General features: G+C 71.1%; 17 protein-coding genes and 1 pseudogene. 9 read left to right on the plus strand and 9 right to left on the minus strand.

The window, feature by feature from the left end:
• Positions 1-336 precede the first annotated feature (336 nt).
• Positions 337-1,812, plus strand: coding sequence for a sensor histidine kinase (locus ACQPXS_RS30250; protein WP_433452409.1), 1,476 nt, complete (start codon positions 337-339; stop codon positions 1,810-1,812).
• Between the two features lie 218 nt (positions 1,813-2,030).
• Here the strand turns inward: ACQPXS_RS30250 and ACQPXS_RS30255 are convergent, their stop codons facing one another.
• Complete coding sequence (locus ACQPXS_RS30255) at positions 2,031-2,288, minus strand: WhiB family transcriptional regulator (RefSeq protein WP_003992873.1); 258 nt, start codon at positions 2,286-2,288, stop codon at positions 2,031-2,033.
• A gap of 331 nt (positions 2,289-2,619) precedes the next feature.
• Entirely contained in the window at positions 2,620-3,588 is a 969-nt protein-coding gene (locus ACQPXS_RS30260) for a diacylglycerol/lipid kinase family protein (RefSeq protein WP_433452412.1), read from the minus strand.
• 149 nt (positions 3,589-3,737) lie between these two features.
• On the opposite strand from ACQPXS_RS30260, the gene ACQPXS_RS30265 reads away from it, so the two are divergent.
• Positions 3,738-4,193 (plus strand): hypothetical protein, encoded by a 456-nt coding sequence (locus ACQPXS_RS30265; protein WP_433452413.1) that lies wholly within the window; start codon positions 3,738-3,740, stop codon positions 4,191-4,193.
• A 6-nt stretch (positions 4,194-4,199) separates the two neighbouring features.
• Here the strand turns inward: ACQPXS_RS30265 and ACQPXS_RS30270 are convergent, their stop codons facing one another.
• From ACQPXS_RS30270 to ACQPXS_RS30280, 3 genes are all read right to left on the minus strand, one after another.
• The gene (locus tag ACQPXS_RS30270) at positions 4,200-5,336 is read right to left on the minus strand and encodes an RNA polymerase sigma factor SigF (protein WP_351799559.1); all 1,137 of its coding nucleotides are present in this window, start codon (positions 5,334-5,336) and stop codon (positions 4,200-4,202) included.
• A complete protein-coding gene (locus tag ACQPXS_RS30275; RefSeq protein WP_009190566.1) occupies positions 5,333-5,749 on the minus strand; it encodes an anti-sigma regulatory factor in 417 nt (138 codons plus the stop codon). Before ACQPXS_RS30275 ends, ACQPXS_RS30270 begins: the two co-directional genes overlap by 4 nt.
• A 323-nt stretch (positions 5,750-6,072) precedes the next feature.
• Positions 6,073-6,333 carry a UBP-type zinc finger domain-containing protein gene (locus ACQPXS_RS30280; RefSeq protein ID WP_356312896.1) on the minus strand — a complete coding sequence of 87 codons (261 nt, stop codon included), beginning with the start codon at positions 6,331-6,333 and terminating at the stop codon, positions 6,073-6,075.
• Positions 6,334-6,394: 61 nt separating this feature from the next.
• Here ACQPXS_RS30280 and ACQPXS_RS30285 point away from each other — a divergent pair, with 61 nt between their 5' ends.
• Positions 6,395-7,990, plus strand: coding sequence for a Na+/H+ antiporter (locus ACQPXS_RS30285; protein ID WP_433452415.1), 1,596 nt, complete (start codon positions 6,395-6,397; stop codon positions 7,988-7,990).
• 2 nt (positions 7,991-7,992) lie between these two features.
• On the opposite strand, the gene ACQPXS_RS30290 is transcribed toward ACQPXS_RS30285, so the two are convergent.
• From ACQPXS_RS30290 to ACQPXS_RS30300, 3 genes and pseudogenes are all read right to left on the minus strand, one after another.
• Entirely contained in the window at positions 7,993-8,886 is an 894-nt protein-coding gene (locus ACQPXS_RS30290) for a 1-aminocyclopropane-1-carboxylate deaminase/D-cysteine desulfhydrase (protein ID WP_433452416.1), read from the minus strand.
• Positions 8,887-8,968: 82 nt separating this feature from the next.
• Positions 8,969-9,127, minus strand: a pseudogene (locus ACQPXS_RS30295) (N-acetylmuramoyl-L-alanine amidase); the annotation flags it as partial.
• Between the two features lie 21 nt (positions 9,128-9,148).
• Positions 9,149-9,742, minus strand: coding sequence for an N-acetylmuramoyl-L-alanine amidase (locus ACQPXS_RS30300; RefSeq protein ID WP_433452417.1), 594 nt, complete (start codon positions 9,740-9,742; stop codon positions 9,149-9,151).
• Between the two features lie 284 nt (positions 9,743-10,026).
• Between ACQPXS_RS30300 and ACQPXS_RS30305 the strand changes: the two genes are divergently transcribed.
• Both ACQPXS_RS30305 and ACQPXS_RS30310 read left to right on the plus strand, forming a co-directional pair.
• Positions 10,027-11,433 carry a family 2B encapsulin nanocompartment shell protein gene (locus tag ACQPXS_RS30305; RefSeq protein ID WP_433452418.1) on the plus strand — a complete coding sequence of 469 codons (1,407 nt, stop codon included), beginning with the start codon at positions 10,027-10,029 and terminating at the stop codon, positions 11,431-11,433.
• A 124-nt stretch (positions 11,434-11,557) separates the two neighbouring features.
• A complete protein-coding gene (locus tag ACQPXS_RS30310) occupies positions 11,558-12,733 on the plus strand; it encodes a family 2 encapsulin nanocompartment cargo protein polyprenyl transferase (protein ID WP_433452419.1) in 1,176 nt (391 codons plus the stop codon).
• Positions 12,734-12,954: 221 nt separating this feature from the next.
• Here ACQPXS_RS30310 and ACQPXS_RS30315 read toward each other — a convergent pair whose 3' ends face one another.
• Positions 12,955-13,545, minus strand: coding sequence for a TetR/AcrR family transcriptional regulator (locus tag ACQPXS_RS30315; RefSeq protein WP_433452421.1), 591 nt, complete (start codon positions 13,543-13,545; stop codon positions 12,955-12,957).
• 144 nt (positions 13,546-13,689) lie between these two features.
• On the opposite strand from ACQPXS_RS30315, the gene ACQPXS_RS30320 reads away from it, so the two are divergent.
• The 4 genes from ACQPXS_RS30320 to ACQPXS_RS30335 are packed head-to-tail and all read left to right on the plus strand — an operon-like array spanning position 13,690 to position 15,343.
• Positions 13,690-14,274, plus strand: a complete 585-nt coding sequence (locus tag ACQPXS_RS30320) for a dihydrofolate reductase family protein (protein WP_365322270.1) — start codon at positions 13,690-13,692, stop codon at positions 14,272-14,274.
• 26 nt (positions 14,275-14,300) lie between these two features.
• Positions 14,301-14,516 carry a hypothetical protein gene (locus ACQPXS_RS30325; protein ID WP_433452423.1) on the plus strand — a complete coding sequence of 72 codons (216 nt, stop codon included), beginning with the start codon at positions 14,301-14,303 and terminating at the stop codon, positions 14,514-14,516.
• Between the two features lie 31 nt (positions 14,517-14,547).
• Positions 14,548-14,970: a YciI family protein gene (locus ACQPXS_RS30330; RefSeq protein ID WP_351799579.1), complete on the plus strand. Its 423-nt coding sequence runs from the start codon at positions 14,548-14,550 to the stop codon at positions 14,968-14,970.
• A gap of 40 nt (positions 14,971-15,010) precedes the next feature.
• Entirely contained in the window at positions 15,011-15,343 is a 333-nt protein-coding gene (locus ACQPXS_RS30335; RefSeq protein ID WP_433452424.1) for a DUF952 domain-containing protein, read from the plus strand.
• Positions 15,344-15,658: the final 315 nt, after the last annotated feature.

Raw genomic sequence — 15,658 nt, forward strand, 5'->3', positions numbered from 1 at the left:
TTGTGCGTCGGTGTTACCGGTCGTCGTGCATGCCGACAAGACCATGGACACATCGTTGTGGTCTAGTCCAGAATCACCAGTGGACATCCAAGTGAACAAGCCTCCGCCTTCCCCGCACAGGAAGGCGGACCGAGGAACCGGTGCTCTCTGCCCTGACTGCCCCGGCTCCTCGACCTTCGGCCGACCGGGACCGCACACCCCACGGCCGATGATGCTCCGGGCTGCGGTGCCGGGAGGGTTGAGGGTCCCTTCCAGGCGCCGCGGCCCGCGGGTGTTTCGGGGCCCGGCCGCAGATGTTTTTCAGCCATGTTCAAACGTGCGGGTACGCTCGCAGACGTGCCCTCCATGAACGAACTGGTCCGCCAGCACACCGCCCTCGACGACTCCGACCTCGAGTGGCTCCATCTGCTGGTCTCGGAGTGGCAGCTGCTCTCCGACCTCTCCTTCGCCGACCTGGTTCTGTGGGTCCCCACCCGGGACGGCACCCGGTACGTCTCGGTCGCCCAGATGCGCCCCAACACCGGCCCCACCTCCTACCAGGACGACATGGTCGGCCACCTGGTCCCGCGCGGCCGGCGGCCCATGCTGGACGCGGCGCTGGACGAGGGCCGGATCGTGCGCGAGGGCGACCCGGAGTGGCGCGAAGAGGTCCCCGTACGGGTCGAGTCCATCCCCGTGCGGCGCGAGGGCCGCGTCCTCGGTGTGATCGCCCGCAACACCAACCTGCTCACCGTCCGCACCCCGAGCCGCCTGGAGCTGACCTACCTCCAGAGCGCCTCCGACCTCGCGCAGATGATCGCGGCGGGATCGTTCCCCTTCCCCGACCAGCAGGTCGACATGGACGCCTCGCCGCGCGTCGGCGACGGCCTGATCCGGCTGGACGGCGACGGCATCGTCCAGTACGCCTCCCCGAACGCGCTGTCCGCCTACCACCGCCTGGGCCTCGCCGCCGACCTGGTCGGCCAGCACCTCGGGCAGACCACCGCCGAGCTCGCCCCCACCCGGGGTCCGGTCGACGAGGCGCTCGCCAAGGCGGCCAGCGGCTGGGCGCCGCGCGAGTTCGAGATCGAGGCCAACGACGGCGTCATCCAGTTCCGGGCGATCCCGCTCAAGCCCAAGGGCACCCGGATCGGTTCGCTGGTGCTGTGCCGGGACGTCACCGAACTGCGCCGTCGCGAGCGCGAGTTGATAACGAAGGACGCGACCATCCGGGAGATCCACCACCGGGTGAAGAACAACCTCCAGACGGTCGCCGCGCTGCTGCGGCTGCAGGCCCGGCGCATCGAGTCCGAGCGCGGCCGGGAGGCCCTGGAGGAGGCCGTCCGCCGGGTCGGCTCCATCGCGATCGTGCATGAGACGCTGTCTCAGAACCTGGATGAGCGCGTGGAGTTCGACGACATCGCCGACCGGGTGCTGGCGATGGTCGCCGAGATCTCGCCGGGCAAGGTGACCGGCCGGCGCAGCGGGCGGTTCGGGATCCTCGACGCCGAGGTGGCCACCCCGCTGTCGATGGTGCTCACCGAGGTCCTGCAGAACGCCCTGGAGCACGGCTTCCGCGAGGGCGACACGGGCACGGTCGAGGTCTCCGCGGTCCGCGGCGGTACGACCAAGGAGGCCCGACTCCTCGTCACCGTCCAGGACGACGGCGTCGGCCTGCCCGAGAACTTCGACCCGCACCGCTCGGGCAACCTCGGGCTGCAGATCGTACGGACGCTGGTTGAGGGCGAGTTGGGCGGCACGTTCGACATGGTGCCGGCGCCGGGGCGGGGGACCAGGGTGATCCTCGATATTCCGGTGCGGGCGCAGAAGTAGCCCAACCGGCGTACGGCGAAGGGGGCTTTGCCGGTAGGCGCGGCCCGGCGCGGACAGCAAAAAGCCCCGGACCGCCGTTGGTCCGAGGCTCGTGCTCGTTGCTGCTCTGCTATATGGCTAAGCGCATCGGGGGATACTGCGCGCTGCGGCTCGGGGGCGGGAGATGCGTGCGTGCTGCACGCGCCGCCAAGCTCAGGCTGTCAGCAGGGGTGGGTATGTCAGGCGGAGGCCTGACGAGCCCGGTTGCGGGCGGCGCGGCGCTTCATGGCGCGGCGCTCGTCCTCGCTGAGACCACCCCAGACGCCGGAGTCCTGACCGGACTCGAGCGCCCACTGCAGACACTGCTCGATCACCGGGCAGCGACGGCAGACGGCCTTGGCTTCCTCGATCTGCAGCAGCGCAGGACCGGTGTTGCCGATGGGGAAGAAGAGCTCGGGGTCTTCCTCGCGGCAAACGGCGTTGTGACGCCAGTCCATGGCTGCTACCTCTCCTAGGTTCTCTGAACGTATTACGTGCAGGTTGCTTGTGAATGTGAACGCTTTCACGAATCCCTCAACAAGTGAAGGGCCGACCGCCGAGTCTTCCCCGGCGTGGTCCTTGGTTTGAAGAGGGGTTCCGGTGATCAGTGGAGGCCGGTGTTGCGGGCCGTCCCGATCGCCACGTAGAGACTCGCAAACCTCAGCGACGGATACAACCCCTTCCGGAAAGTTTTTTTTGATTCCTCGGTGTCGACTAGGTCACAGCCGTACTTCCATGGGGTGGATCCTGGCCTAAACGTTCGAGTGAAAGGACTTTTGCCTGTTCCGCTCACACAATCACACGCAGTGCACGGCGTACGCCTGTGAACGTCACGCTCCTACGCAGTCCCAGGTGGTCACCGTCCATCTGCAGGGGCAGAGGAACCTTCGAATGCAAGGTGAACTGGTCCAGATCGTGCAGCGAGACGACATGTCGACCATGGGGTCCGCGCTCGGGGGACGAAGTGAGCAACTGGGTGCCATACCGGGCAACCGCGGCGGTCGACAGGCGGCTGAGACCGAGCACGTCGATGCCGGTATCGAACGAGGCCTTAGGCGACGTGTACATGGGGCGATTGCCGAGATACGTCCAAGGGGACGTGTTCGAGACTATGGCGACCACAAGATCGGCGATCGGATCCTCACCCGTTCGCTCCAACGTGATCGAGCCGTGCCGGCGGTTGGGCTCACCGAGGAACTGCCGGACCACCTGACGTACGTACAGCGCGTGCGTCGACTTCTTCCCGCGCTCGCGCTGCTGCTCCACCCGGCCGACGACACCCGCGTCGAACCCCAGTCCCGCGTTGAAGGTGAACCAGCGGTCCGGGACCGCCTCGTCCTCGGTGCCGGGCGTACCCGAGGTCAGCCCGAGGCCGACGACCCGCTCCCGGCGCTCCCGCAGCGCGTCCAGCAGGGCGCCGGTGGCCTCGACCGGGTCGTTGGGCAGGCCCAGGGCGCGGGCGAAGACGTTGGTGGAGCCGCCGGGTACGACGGCGAGACCGGGCAGACGCTCGGGGTCGGGTCCGGCGTGCAGCAGGCCGTTGACGACCTCGTTGACCGTGCCGTCACCGCCGAGGGCCACGACCAGGTCGATGTCGTCGCTGTCCGCCGCCTGCCGGCCGAGGTCGCGCGCGTGCCCGCGGTACTCGGTGGTGACCGCCTCGAGCTTCATCTCGCTCGCCAGCGCGTGGATCAGCACGTCACGCCTGCGTGCGCTTGTGGTGGTTGCCGCCGGGTTGACCACGAGAAGTGCACGCATGGACTGCAGCGTACCTACTGGGGGGTACCGGGCCCATACCGAGGTAGGGATCGGGTAAGAGGTGATGGCGTGACACTGGACACTTGGCGCTCCGTGGTTCCCCGCGCCCCGTTCCGGACGCCCGACACCGGCCCCGCTACCCTGCTGGGGTGAGCAGTGAGCAGAACCCCGGCCCCGACCCCGCCGACACCGCCGAAGCCGGCGCGGCGGGCCGTCCCCGCCGGCTGACCTACGCCGCCGTGCTGGCCGCCCTCGAAGGTGTCGCGCTGGCGGTCGGCGGGCTGTGGGTGCTCGTGCTCGGGCTCACCGGAGACCCGGACGACCGGCAGCAGGCCGTGACCCTGGGCATCACGCTGGTCGTGCTCGCGCTGCTGCCGCTGCTCGCCGCGCGCGGGCTGCTGCTGCGGCGCGGCTGGAGCCGCGGCCCCGCGGTGATCACCCAGATCATGGCACTGCCGATCGCCTACAACCTGCTCAAGGCCGACAGCATGGCCATCCCGGCCGGCATCGCCCTCGCGGTGGTCGCCGTGGCGGCACTGGTCCTCCTCGTCAACGGAGAGACGACCCGGGCCCTCGGGATCAAGGGCCCGGGTCGCACGGAGTAAGCGCCCTCACTCCTCGACGAGCAGCTTCTCCCGCAGCTGGGCCAGGGTGCGGGCCAGCAGCCGGGAGACGTGCATCTGGGAGATGCCGACCTCCTGAGCGATCTGCGACTGGGTCATGTTCCCGAAGAAGCGCAGCAGCAGGATCCGCTTCTCCCGCGGCGGCAGATCCTCCAGCAGCGGCTTGAGGGACTCCCGGTACTCCACGCCCTCCAGCGCCTCGTCCTCCGCGCCGAGGGTGTCGGCGACCGCCGGGGACTCGTCGTCGGTGTCGGGGACGTCCAGGGACAGCGTGGAGTACGCGTTGGCGGACTCCAGGCCCTCCAGGACCTCCTCCTCGGAGATCGCGAGCTTCTCGGCCAGCTCGTGGACCGTGGGGGAGCGGCCGTGCAGCTGGGACAGCTCGGCCGTCGCCGTGGTCAGCGCGAGCCGCAGCTCCTGCAGCCGGCGCGGCACGCGGACCGCCCAGCCCTTGTCGCGGAAGTGCCGCTTGATCTCGCCGACCACGGTCGGGGTGGCGTACGTGGAGAACTCCACGCCGCGCTCCGGGTCGAACCGGTCGACGGACTTGATCAGCCCGATCGTGGCGACCTGGGTGAGGTCGTCGAGCGGCTCGCCGCGGTTGCGGAACCGGCGCGCCAGGTGCTCCACGAGCGGCAGATGCATACGCACCAGCTGATTGCGCAGCTCCGCGTACTCCGCGCTGCCCGCGTTCAGCTTGCGCAGCTCCACGAACATCGCCCGCGCCCCGCTGCGGTCCGCCGGGTCGTGCTGTACCGCCTGCACGGCCTCCGCGCTCAGCGCCTCGTCGTCGGCGTACCGCTCGTGCTCGCTCATCGTCCCGCCCGTAGCCCTTCCCCGAGCAGCCCTGGCCCCCGTGCGGCCGGTGGGCCCGGCGCCGCCGGGCCCTTCCGGCGGTACGTCCTGCACGGCACCGTCACCGGCGATCCGCGCGGAGTCGTCCTCCGGGTGTGGCCTGGCCTGCTCGGGGATGCCGTCGATGCCGTCCGCCATGCGCCGGGAGCCGTCCCCGGGAGACTCCCCGGAGACCTCGCCCGTGCTGGGCCAGGGGGCACCCCCGTCCCCGGCCGGCAGCTCGCGTGTGCCGCGCTCTTCGTCCCGCACCGGACCGTCCCCGTTCCTCACGCCGGGCCAGGGCCCGCGCCGCGCTGTTTGTAGAGGCTGATCGACACGGTCTTGTCCTCGTCGACGGCGGACGAGACCTTGCCCGCGAGGGCCGAGAGCACGGTCCAGGCGAAGGTGTCCCGCGAGGGGGCGTGACCGTCCGTGGTCGGCGCCGAGACCGTGACCTCCAGCGAGTCGTCGACGAGCCGGAAGACACAGCTGAGCACGGAGCCGGGCACGGCCTGCTGGAGCAGGATCGCGCAGGCCTCGTCCACGGCGATGCGCAGGTCCTCGATCTCGTCCAGGGTGAAGTCCAAGCGGGCCGCCAGACCGGCCGTGGCCGTCCGCAGCACCGACAGGTAGGCACCCGCGGCCGGCAGCCGGACTTCCACGAAGTCCTGGTTCGCCGCGGGCTCGCCTGCGATCTGGGACACCCTCACCTCCATGGTGGTACAAGCTTTACGGGGCCGGGGGGGTCGCCCCCCGGGGTAACGCGTACGTGGTTCCGCGGTGACGCTATCGCGCTCCGAACGGTCCTGTCCCGGGACCCCAACCCCCCTGACGTCACTCACAGTAAAGCTGCGCATACGCTCCGTGTCTAGAGGGTTTGCGGGCCCAAATGGGAAGAGCGTGCGCCGGGTTGACGTACCCAGACGTCCGACGCTCGAACCGTCGTGCGGTCGCCGCCGCATGCAGTGTCACACGAGAACACGGTCGAGCGGGAATGCGATCACCCGGGAACCCGCTCGTAAGAGGGTCAGACGAGCACGTGGTCCACGAAGCACCACCGCCAGTCCTCGCCGGGCTCGAAGGTCCGCATCACCGGGTGACCGGTCGTCTCGTGGTGCTGCGTCGCGTGCCGTCCGGGCGAGGAGTCGCAGCAGCCGACGTGGCCGCAGGTGAGGCACAGCCGCAGCTGCACGGGGTGCGTGCCGTCGCGCAGGCACTCCGGGCAGGTCGGGGCGAGCGGATCCGGCTCCGGGTGCGGCAGCGCGTCGGAGTGCGTGCACTGTTTCATGATTGCCAGATTACGACGGGCGTGCGGGTGGCCGCGCGGAAAACGAGGGTGGGGGAGGATCATGGACGTGATGCCGCTGCTGTTGCTGGTGGCGGGCAGTGCGGCGATCGCGGGGGCCGCCCGGCGCACTCCGGTGCCGGCACCGCTGCTGCTGGTCGCCGTGGGCCTCGCGGTCTCGTACATCCCCGGGATCCCGCCCTACACCCTGGACCCGCAGGTCGTCCTGCCGCTGGTGCTGCCGCCGCTGCTGTACAAGGAGGGCACGGAGAGCTCGTACCTGGACCTGCGCGCCCAGATGCGGCCGGTGGGGCTGCTGTCGATCGGGTACGTGCTCTTCGCGACCTTCGCCGTCGGCTGGGTCGCCTATCTCGTCGTACCGGGGCTGCCGCTGCCCGCCGCGCTGGTGCTGGGCGCGGTGGTGGCGCCGACGGACGCGGTCGCGGCCGCGGCGATCGCGCGCCGGGTCGGCCTGCCCTCCCGGCTCACCACCATCCTCCAGGGCGAGTCCCTGCTCAACGATGCCACCGCGATCACCGCCTACAAGGTGGCCCTCGGCGCGGCCGTCGGCGCGGGCGCCACCTGGGCCGACGGGTTCGGCGAGTTCCTGAGGGCCGCCATCGGGGGTGTCGTGGTCGGCCTGGTGCTCATGGTGCCGATCCACTGGCTGCGCACCCACCTGAAGGAGGCCCTGCTCCAGAACACCCTCTCCCTGCTGATCCCGTTCGTCGCCTACGGCGTCGCCGAGCAGTTCCACGGCTCCGGGGTCCTCGCGGTCGTCGTGGTCGCGGTGTACCTCGGGCACCACGCGTGGGAGGTCGACTTCGCCACCCGGCTCCAGGAGGACGCGGTGTGGCGGATGGTCGCGTTCGTGCTGGAGTCGGCGGTGTTCGCCCTGATCGGGCTCCAACTGCCCACCATCCTCAAGGGATTGGGCGCGTACGAGGGCCGTGACGCGGCCTGGTACGCCATCGCGGTCTTCCTCGTGGTCGTCGTGGCCCGGTTCGTCTGGGTGTATCCGTCGGCCTTCCTGCCCCGGCTGCTCTTCCGCCACATCCGGGAACGCGAGGACAACCCCACCTGGCGGGCGCCGGCCGTGGCGTCGTGGGCCGCCATGCGCGGTGTGGTGTCCCTGGCCATCGCCTTCTCGATCCCGCTCACGGTGCACGGCGGCGCCCCCTTCCCGCAGCGGAACCTGATCCTCTTCCTGACCTTCACCACGGTCATCGGCACCCTCGTGGTGCAGGGCCTGACGCTCGCGCCGCTGATCCGCCTGATGAAGTTCCCCGGCCGTGACGCGCAGGCCGAGACCCTCGCCGAGGCCAACGCCCAGGCGCAGGCCTCCCGGGCCGCCGAGAGGCGCCTCGACGCCCTTCTCGCCGACGAACGCAACGAACTGCCCCCGCCGCTGGCCGACCGGCTGCGCACGGTCCTGGAGCGCCGCCGCAACGCCGTCTGGGAGCGCCTCGGCCAGACCAACCCCATCACCGGCGAGTCCGTCGACGACACCTACCGCCGCCTCTCGCGCGAGATGATCGGCGCCGAACGCGAGGTCTTCGTCAAGCTCCGCGACCACCGCTACATCGACGACGAGATGCTGCGCGCGCTGCTCAGACGCCTGGACCTGGAGGAGGCGGCGGCCTACCGGGAGGCGGAGTAGCGCTACGGGAACGGCCGCCCGGTGATGACGGCGGCGACCGTCGTCCCGCGCGCGAAGGCGCCCTCCTCCGCGAGGGTGACCAGTCCGTAGAGCAACTTGGCGACATAGAGACGTTCGACGGGCAGCCCGTGGCGGTCCTCGAAGTCCTCGGCGAACGCGTGCAGTGCGGGTGTCGTGCGGGCGTACCCGCCGAAGTGGAAACGCTCGTCCAGCGACCAGGAGCCGGTACGGCCGCCGAAGGCACGTTCCTGCAGTGCCTGTACGTCGTCTGCCAGGAAGCCGCCCCTGAGGACCGGCACGCCGAGCGCCCGCTGCCCCTGGGCCAGACCCGCGGCCAGCCCGGCGAGCGTGCCACCGGTGCCGCAGGCGACGCCGACGACATCGGCGAACCCGCGCAGCTCCGCTCCCAGCGCCCGGCAGCCGTGGACGGCCGCGCTGTTGCTGCCGCCTTCGGGCACGACGTACGCCTCCTCGGCCCCGGCCGCGCGCAGGACCGCATCCAGGGTCTCGGGGTCGGTCTTGCGGCGATATGTCGCTCTATCGACGAAGTGCAGCCGCATGCCGTCCGCCGCGCACCGGGCGAGCGAGGGGTTGAGCGGACGGTCGGCCAGCTCCTGGCCGCGGACCACGCCGGTGGTCGCCAGCCCGAGGATCCGGCCCGCTGCGGCGGTGGCCCGCAGGTGGTTGGAGTAGGCCCCGCCGAAGGTGACCAGCGGCCGCCCTGCCGCGGCCTCGATGTTCGGCACGAGCTTGCGCCACTTGTTGCCGACGAGGTCGGGGTGGATCAGATCGTCCCGCTTGAGGAGGAGCCGGAGCCCGCGCCGCCCGAACCGGTCGTCCCCGACCTCCTGGAGGGGGGAGGGGAGGCGGGGGGCGAGGGCGGTCCGGCTGGTCACCGCTCCATTGTCGCCCGGCACCGGGGCCGGGCCCGGCTGGGACGCTCACCGGCACAGGCGACGGCAAGGAGGCCCTGCCGCGCTATCCCTTCAGTCGCTCGGCCACGCGATCCCGCAGCCAGTCCATGCCGAGCCCCCGCGGATCCACTTTCCCCGGCTGCCACTCCAAGTGGCCGATGGCCGACCTCTCGGTCCACCCGTGCGGGCGGCACACCGCGGCGGCGACCCGCTCGTTCGCGTCCGGCAAGGAGGCCCTGCCGCGCTATCCCTTCAGTCGCTCGGCCACGCGATCCCGCAGCCAGTCCATGCCGAGCCCCCGCGGATCCACTTTCCCCGGCTGCCACTCCAAGTGGCCGATGGCCGACCTCTCGGTCCACCCGTGCGGGCGGCACACCGCGGCGGCGACCCGCTCGATCGCGTCCAGCTGGGCCTCGGGCCACGGATCCTCCCCGTCGCCCAGGTTCTCGCACTCGAAGCCGTAGAAGTGCCGGTTGCCGTCGGTGCCGGCCTCGTTGTCCGGCGGCAGCGCCTTCTCGGCGATGACGGCCCGCAGCACGTCGTCGTCGCCGAGGCCGGCGTGGTTGGCGCGGCCGTAGCCGACCAGGTGGACCGTGCCGTCCTTGGTGATCACGCCGTGGCACAGCGGGCCCGGCAGCCCCGGATGGCCGTCCCGGCAGACCTGCACGGTGTGCGCGCTGCCCCGGGTCACCGTGTGGTGGATCATCACGCCGTGGACGGGCCCCCACGGGCCCTTGTGGTTGCGGTTGTGGTTCCGCCAGTCGCCGACCTCGACGACCGCGACGCCCTCCGCTCGCAGTGCGTCCAGAAACCCGCTCGCGGACATGGGTGGGGCCATGCCGCCTCCTTCGTGCCATGCCGGTCCGTGTACCGACACCTCTACCGAAACCGGACGCCCCGGAGCACGTCGTTCGCACACTGTGCGAGCCGATCCGGCCAGGTGGCGCGGGTCTGCGGCGTCCCGGGGCGCTGGACCGGAGCCCCTCTTCGTGCCCGGTGATCCGATGATCCATTCCCGCTCTTTCGGGTAATGGCACGGCCACGTTCCGTGATGGAAGCTCGGATACCGAGACCGGTGCCCCCTGCGATTCGGTGCCGGGCATACCTGGGAGGCAATTCTCTATGTCGGTAGGCGAAGAGGTCCGCACGGATCAGGGCAAGCCGCAGCAGTCCCTCGGGACGGCGGCCGCGCGGAACCTGGCCACCACGACCAAGTCCGTTCCTCAGATGCAGGAGATCAGCTCCCGCTGGCTGCTGCGCACACTCCCGTGGGTCGACGTACAGGGCGGCACGTACCGCGTCAACCGGCGCCTGACGTACTCCGTCGGCGACGGCCGCATCACCTTCGTCAAGACCGGGGACCAGGTCGAGGTCATCCCGGCCGAGCTCGGCGAACTGCCGGCCCTGCGCTCGTACGAGGACGAGGAGGTGCTGACGGAGCTCGCCCGGCGCTGCCGCCAGCGCGACTTCGCGCCCGGCGAGGTGATCGCCGACTTCGGCAACCAGACGGGCGAGGTGTACCTGCTGGCGCACGGCAGGGTCGAGAAGATCGGCACCGGCCCCTACGGCGACGACGCGGTCCTCGGAGTCCTCGCCGACGGCGCCTACTTCGGCGAGCAGGCGCTGCTGGACCCGGACGCCATCTGGGAGTACACCGTCCGCGCCGACACCGCGACCACCGTGCTGATCCTCAGCCGTCAGGACTTCCAGCAGGTCGCCGAGCGCTCGGACACCCTGCGCGACCACCTCGAACAGCTGCGCTCGGTGCCGGAGCAGCGGACCAACAAGTACGGCGAGAAGGAGGTCGAGCTGGCGGCCGGCCACTCCGGCGAGCCCGACATCCCGCACACCTTCGTGGACTACGAGGCGCGGCCCCGCGAGTACGAGCTGAGCATCGCCCAGACCGTGCTGCGCATCCACACGCGCGTGGCCGACCTCTACAACCAGCCGATGAACCAGACCGAGCAGCAGCTCAGGCTCACGGTCGAGGCGCTCAAGGAGCGCCAGGAGCACGAACTGATCAACAACCGCGACTTCGGCCTGCTCCACAACTGCGAGTACGACCAGCGGATCCAGCCGCACGACGGCGTGCCCGGCCCGGACGACATGGACGAGCTGCTCAGCCGCCGGCGCAGCACCAAGCTGTTCCTGGCCCACCCTCGCGCGATCGCCGCGTTCGGGCGTGAGCTGAACAAGCGCGGCCTCGTCCCGGAGACCGTCGAGATCGGCGGCAACCGCATCCCGACCTGGCGCGGAGTGCCCATCTACCCCTGCAACAAGATCCCGGTCACCCCGGAGCGCACGACCTCGATCATCGCGATGCGTACCGGTGAGCAGGACCAGGGTGTCATCGGCCTGCGGCAGTCGGGCATCCCCGACGAGATCGAGCCGAGCATGTCCGTGCGGTTCATGGGCATCAACGAACAGGCCATCATCAAGTACCTGGTGACGGCCTACTACTCGGCCGCCGTGCTGGTGCCCGACGCGCTCGGCGTGCTGGAGAACGTCGAGATCGGCCGGTGGAGGTGACGTTTCCGCACTTCGCGGCCGTGTCCCCGCCCGCAGGGAGGGGTAGACCCTCGGAATATGCGTCCGGCCGGGCCGGCGTTGCCGGTGTCCGCGGACCTGGCGAGGGGGAGACATGGCCGAGTTCATGACGGAGACAGAGCAGCGTTCCTCCGCCGTGCCGCACCCTGGCACGGCGGCGGAACGGCAGGGAAGGAGCGACGACACCGGTGCCGATCCGGTCGAAGGAGAACCGGGACGGCATCCGGAACGGCAGACCGCGGGGCATGCCGAAGGGCAGGAGGCGCCGGCGCTCCTGGAGCGCACCCGGGCCGTCGTCGACCCGGAGCTGCGGGCGGCCGTGGAGTCGCTGCCCGCCCCGATGCGCCGTATCGCGCTCTACCACTTCGGCTGGCAGCAGGCGGACGGCAGCCCGGCAACGGGCAACGCCGGCAAGGCGATACGGCCCGCGCTCGTCCTGGCGGCGGCCGCCGCCCTCGGCGGACCGCAAGCCCGCGCGGCGGCGGTACGGCCGGCGGTGGCGGTCGAACTGGTCCACAACTTCACGCTGTTGCACGACGACGTGATGGACCGGGACACCTCCCGCCGGCACCGGCCCACCGCCTGGACCGTGTTCGGCGACACCGACGCGATCCTCGCCGGCGACGCCCTGCAGGCGCTGGCCCTGCGGCTGCTCGCCGAGGACCCGCACCCGGCCTCCGGCCCGGCCGCGGCCCGGCTCGCGGACTGTGTCATGGAGCTGTGCGCCGGTCAGCACACCGACACGGACATGGAGCACCGCGCCCCGGACGAGGTCACCCTCGACGAGGTGCTCGCCATGGCCGAGGCGAAGACCGGCGCGCTGCTGGGCTGCGCCTGCGCCCTCGGCGCGCTGTACGCGGGCGCGGGCCCGGAAGAGGTGGCGGCGCTGGACGGCTTCGGCCGCCAGGCCGGGCTCGCCTTCCAGCTGATCGACGACGTCATCGGCATATGGGGTGACCCCCTGCGCACCGGTAAGCCGGCCGGTGCCGATCTCGCCGCCCGCAAGAAGTCGCTGCCCGTGGTGGCGGCCCTCGCCTCCGGCACCGAGGCCGCGGCCGAACTCGCCGAGCTGTACGGCAAGCCGCATGTCCCCGGTGACGCCGAGGGCGTCGCGCGTACGGCACGGGCTGTGGAGCTGGCCGGCGGCCGGGACTGGGCGCAGGCCGAGGCGGCCGACCGGATGGCCCGTGCCATGCAGGAGCTGTCCCGCGCGGTCCCCGCCCCCGATGCGGCGGGCGGTCTGCTGGCGCTCGCCGAGTTCGTGACCCGGCGCAGGAGCTGAGCGCCGCCGGCACCGGGAGCCGGGAAGACCCCGGAGCCCCGGGCCCGCGCGGCTCCTGACCCCGTGCGGCCACCGGGGCTCCGGCCACGCGGGTCCCGCGCATCCCCACGGTGCGCGGGGCCCGCCGCTTCTCCGAGCCGGCGCAGCTTCTCCGAGCCGGCGCAGCTTCTCCGAGCCGGCCCAGGGGCATGCCGAGCCGTCCGGCGATCGTCCCCGCCGGCCTACTCGGTGGGCACGATCGTCGTCACGATCCTCTCGACCAGCCCCTCCGGCACGCTCACTCCCTCCAGAGCTCCGTCCAGGACGCCGGGGAGTGTCAGGTGCTCCAGGATGAGGCCGAGCATCGCGAGATAGAGGACGGTGACGGTCTCGTCGCCGCCGGGCAGACCGCTCTGGCGGTGGAAGGCCATGCCCTGTTCCAGGTCCCCGCGCACCGACCGGGTGAAGGAGGCACGCAGCTCGGGCCGCCGGGTGGCCTCCAGACGCATCTCCAGCAGGGCCAGATAGCCGGTGCGGTCGCGGACGGCGCGGTCCATGAGATCCCGCATGAAGGCCATGACCAGGGAGCGGTCGCGGGCCCCGCGCAGCAGCGTCTGCACCACCTGCGGATCGGGCGCGAGCCGGAGATGCAGCCGGGCGTCGATCTGACGGAGCAGGTCGTCGCGGTTGGTGAAGTAGTTGGAGGCGGTGCCCGTGGGTACGCCCGCCTCGCCGTCCACCGCGCGGAACGTCAGCCCGCGTGCGCCCTCCCGTGCCAGCACCGCGATCCCGGCGTCCACCAGCGCCGCCCGCCGTTCCGGATTGCCCGCCATGCGGAATCCCCTCTCCCACTTGTCCTCGGTCCCGACAGCATCCCTGAAAGACCTTGCCACCACTACAACCGGAGTACTACAAATGAAGCACTACATGTGGAGTGGTTACCGGGTCGCTCCGCAGCCTACGAAAAGAGACCAAGCTTGCGAAAGCTCACGTACTTCATCGCCTGCTCGCTCGACGGCTTCATCGGCGACGAGCACGGCGACGGCTCCGCGATGTTCCGCTTCCTGGACGAGGAGTACCTCGCGTTCCTCGGGACGGAGTTCCCGGAGACCCTCCCCACCCACGTCCGCAAGCCGATGGGCCTGGACGACCTGGAGAACAAGCGGTTCGACACCGTCATCCAGGGCCGGGCCAGCTACGAGCTGGCGCTGAAGGAGGGCATCACCAGCCCCTACGCCCATCTGCGCGAGTACGTCGCCTCACGCACGCTGGGCAGCTCCCCCGACCCGAACGTCGAGGTCATCGCCGACGACCTGGTCGGCCGGGTGCGCGAACTGAAGGCCGAGGAAGGCGGGTTGGACATCTACCTGTGCGGTGGTTCGCTGGTCGCGGGCGCGCTGCTCGAGGAGATCGACGAACTGCTCATCAAGACCTACCCCATCGTCTACGGCGCCGGCATGCCGATGTTCGGCACCGGTCTCGACATCAAGGAGTTCACCCTGGACTCGGTGCGCGCCTTCGGCAACGGCGCGCTGGTGCGGACGTACCGCAGGAAGCGCTGAACCCCCGCCCGCCCTACCCTGAGGACATGGACAGCGAGGACCATGTCTGTCCCGTCTGCGGGCAGCCCGTCGACACGGTCGTCGGTCGGCGCAAGACGCTGGGCGCCTGGGTGCCGGTGTGGGGCCCCGGCCCCTGCCGCAACCCCGACTGCGCGGCCTACGGCGCGCCCGTCGAGACCGTGGCCGCGGACGACGGGACCGAGCAACCGCGCCCCGGTGAATCCGAGGCCGAGAAGACCTGAGCCGGGTGGTCGTGAGCCGAAGGAGCGGACCATGAAGTACCTGGTGATGGTGCAGGGTACGCAGGCGGACTACGACGCGATGGCCGGCCGGCCCACCCGGCACGCCCCGGCCTGGAGCGAGGTGCGGCTCAAGGCCATGTATCTGTACATGAACGCGATCAACGACGACCTCGCGGAGTCCGGCGAACTCCTCGACGCCCAGGGCCTGGCCGAGCCCGCCCGGACCCGGCTGGTCGCGCGCGGCGCGGACGGCGAGACCGTGATCACCGACGACCCGTACGGCGAGACCGAGGCGGTGATGGCCGGTTACTGGGTGGTGGACTGCGCGAGCCTGGACCGGGTCACCGAGATCGCCGAACGCGTCACCCGCTGTCCCGGTCCCGAGGGGCTGATCGACTACCCCGTGGTGATCCGCACTGTCATGGACGGCGCGGACGACATCGGTGCCGGTTGAGGAGACGCGCGCGGCCAGGCCGGGGCCGTAGCGTGGCCGCATGCCGAAACTTCCGTACATCGTCCACATCACCGAGCGCTCCCTGTGGGAGGCGGCGCGCGAGCGCGGCACCTACGAGCTGTCGACCCGTGGCCGCACCCTCCAGGAGGAGGGCTTCATCCACTTCTCCACCCGCGAACAGCTCCCGCGCATCGCCGAGTTCCTCTACGGCGACTACGACGGCCCGGACGAGCTGGTCGTGCTGGTCGTGGACCCGGCCCTGGTCGGCGCGCCGGTGAAGTACGAGGCCGTGGAGCCCGGCGGGGAGGAGTTCCCGCATGTGTACGGTCCGGTGCCGGCCGAGGCCGTGGTGGACGTGGAGCCCTGGGGGTGACCGGGCAGGCGATGGGCGGTGATGCTCTGGGCGGTCGCCGTGGCCGTTGGGGGGAGGACTCACGCTCCTGCTCCAGGAGGACGCCCGGCCCCGTGGGCCGTACGTCTGGGACGACGACCACGGAACCGGTCAGTCGCCGGATGCCCGGCGCCTGCGGCGGCTGCCAGGCGACGACCGCTCCTGTTCGCCGGTTCCGGCCGAGGCCACCTCTCGCACGGGGGCGGGACGACGGCTCGCTGCCCGGTATCCGTCGCCCGTCTCATCGGCCGGCGTCTGGCGGGCCGCCGGTGTCCGGGTCGCGGCTGGTCAGGCAGT

The organism is Streptomyces sp. CA-142005 (genome assembly GCF_050942335.1).
In the GTDB taxonomy this organism is placed as follows: Bacteria; Actinomycetota; Actinomycetes; order Streptomycetales; family Streptomycetaceae; genus Streptomyces.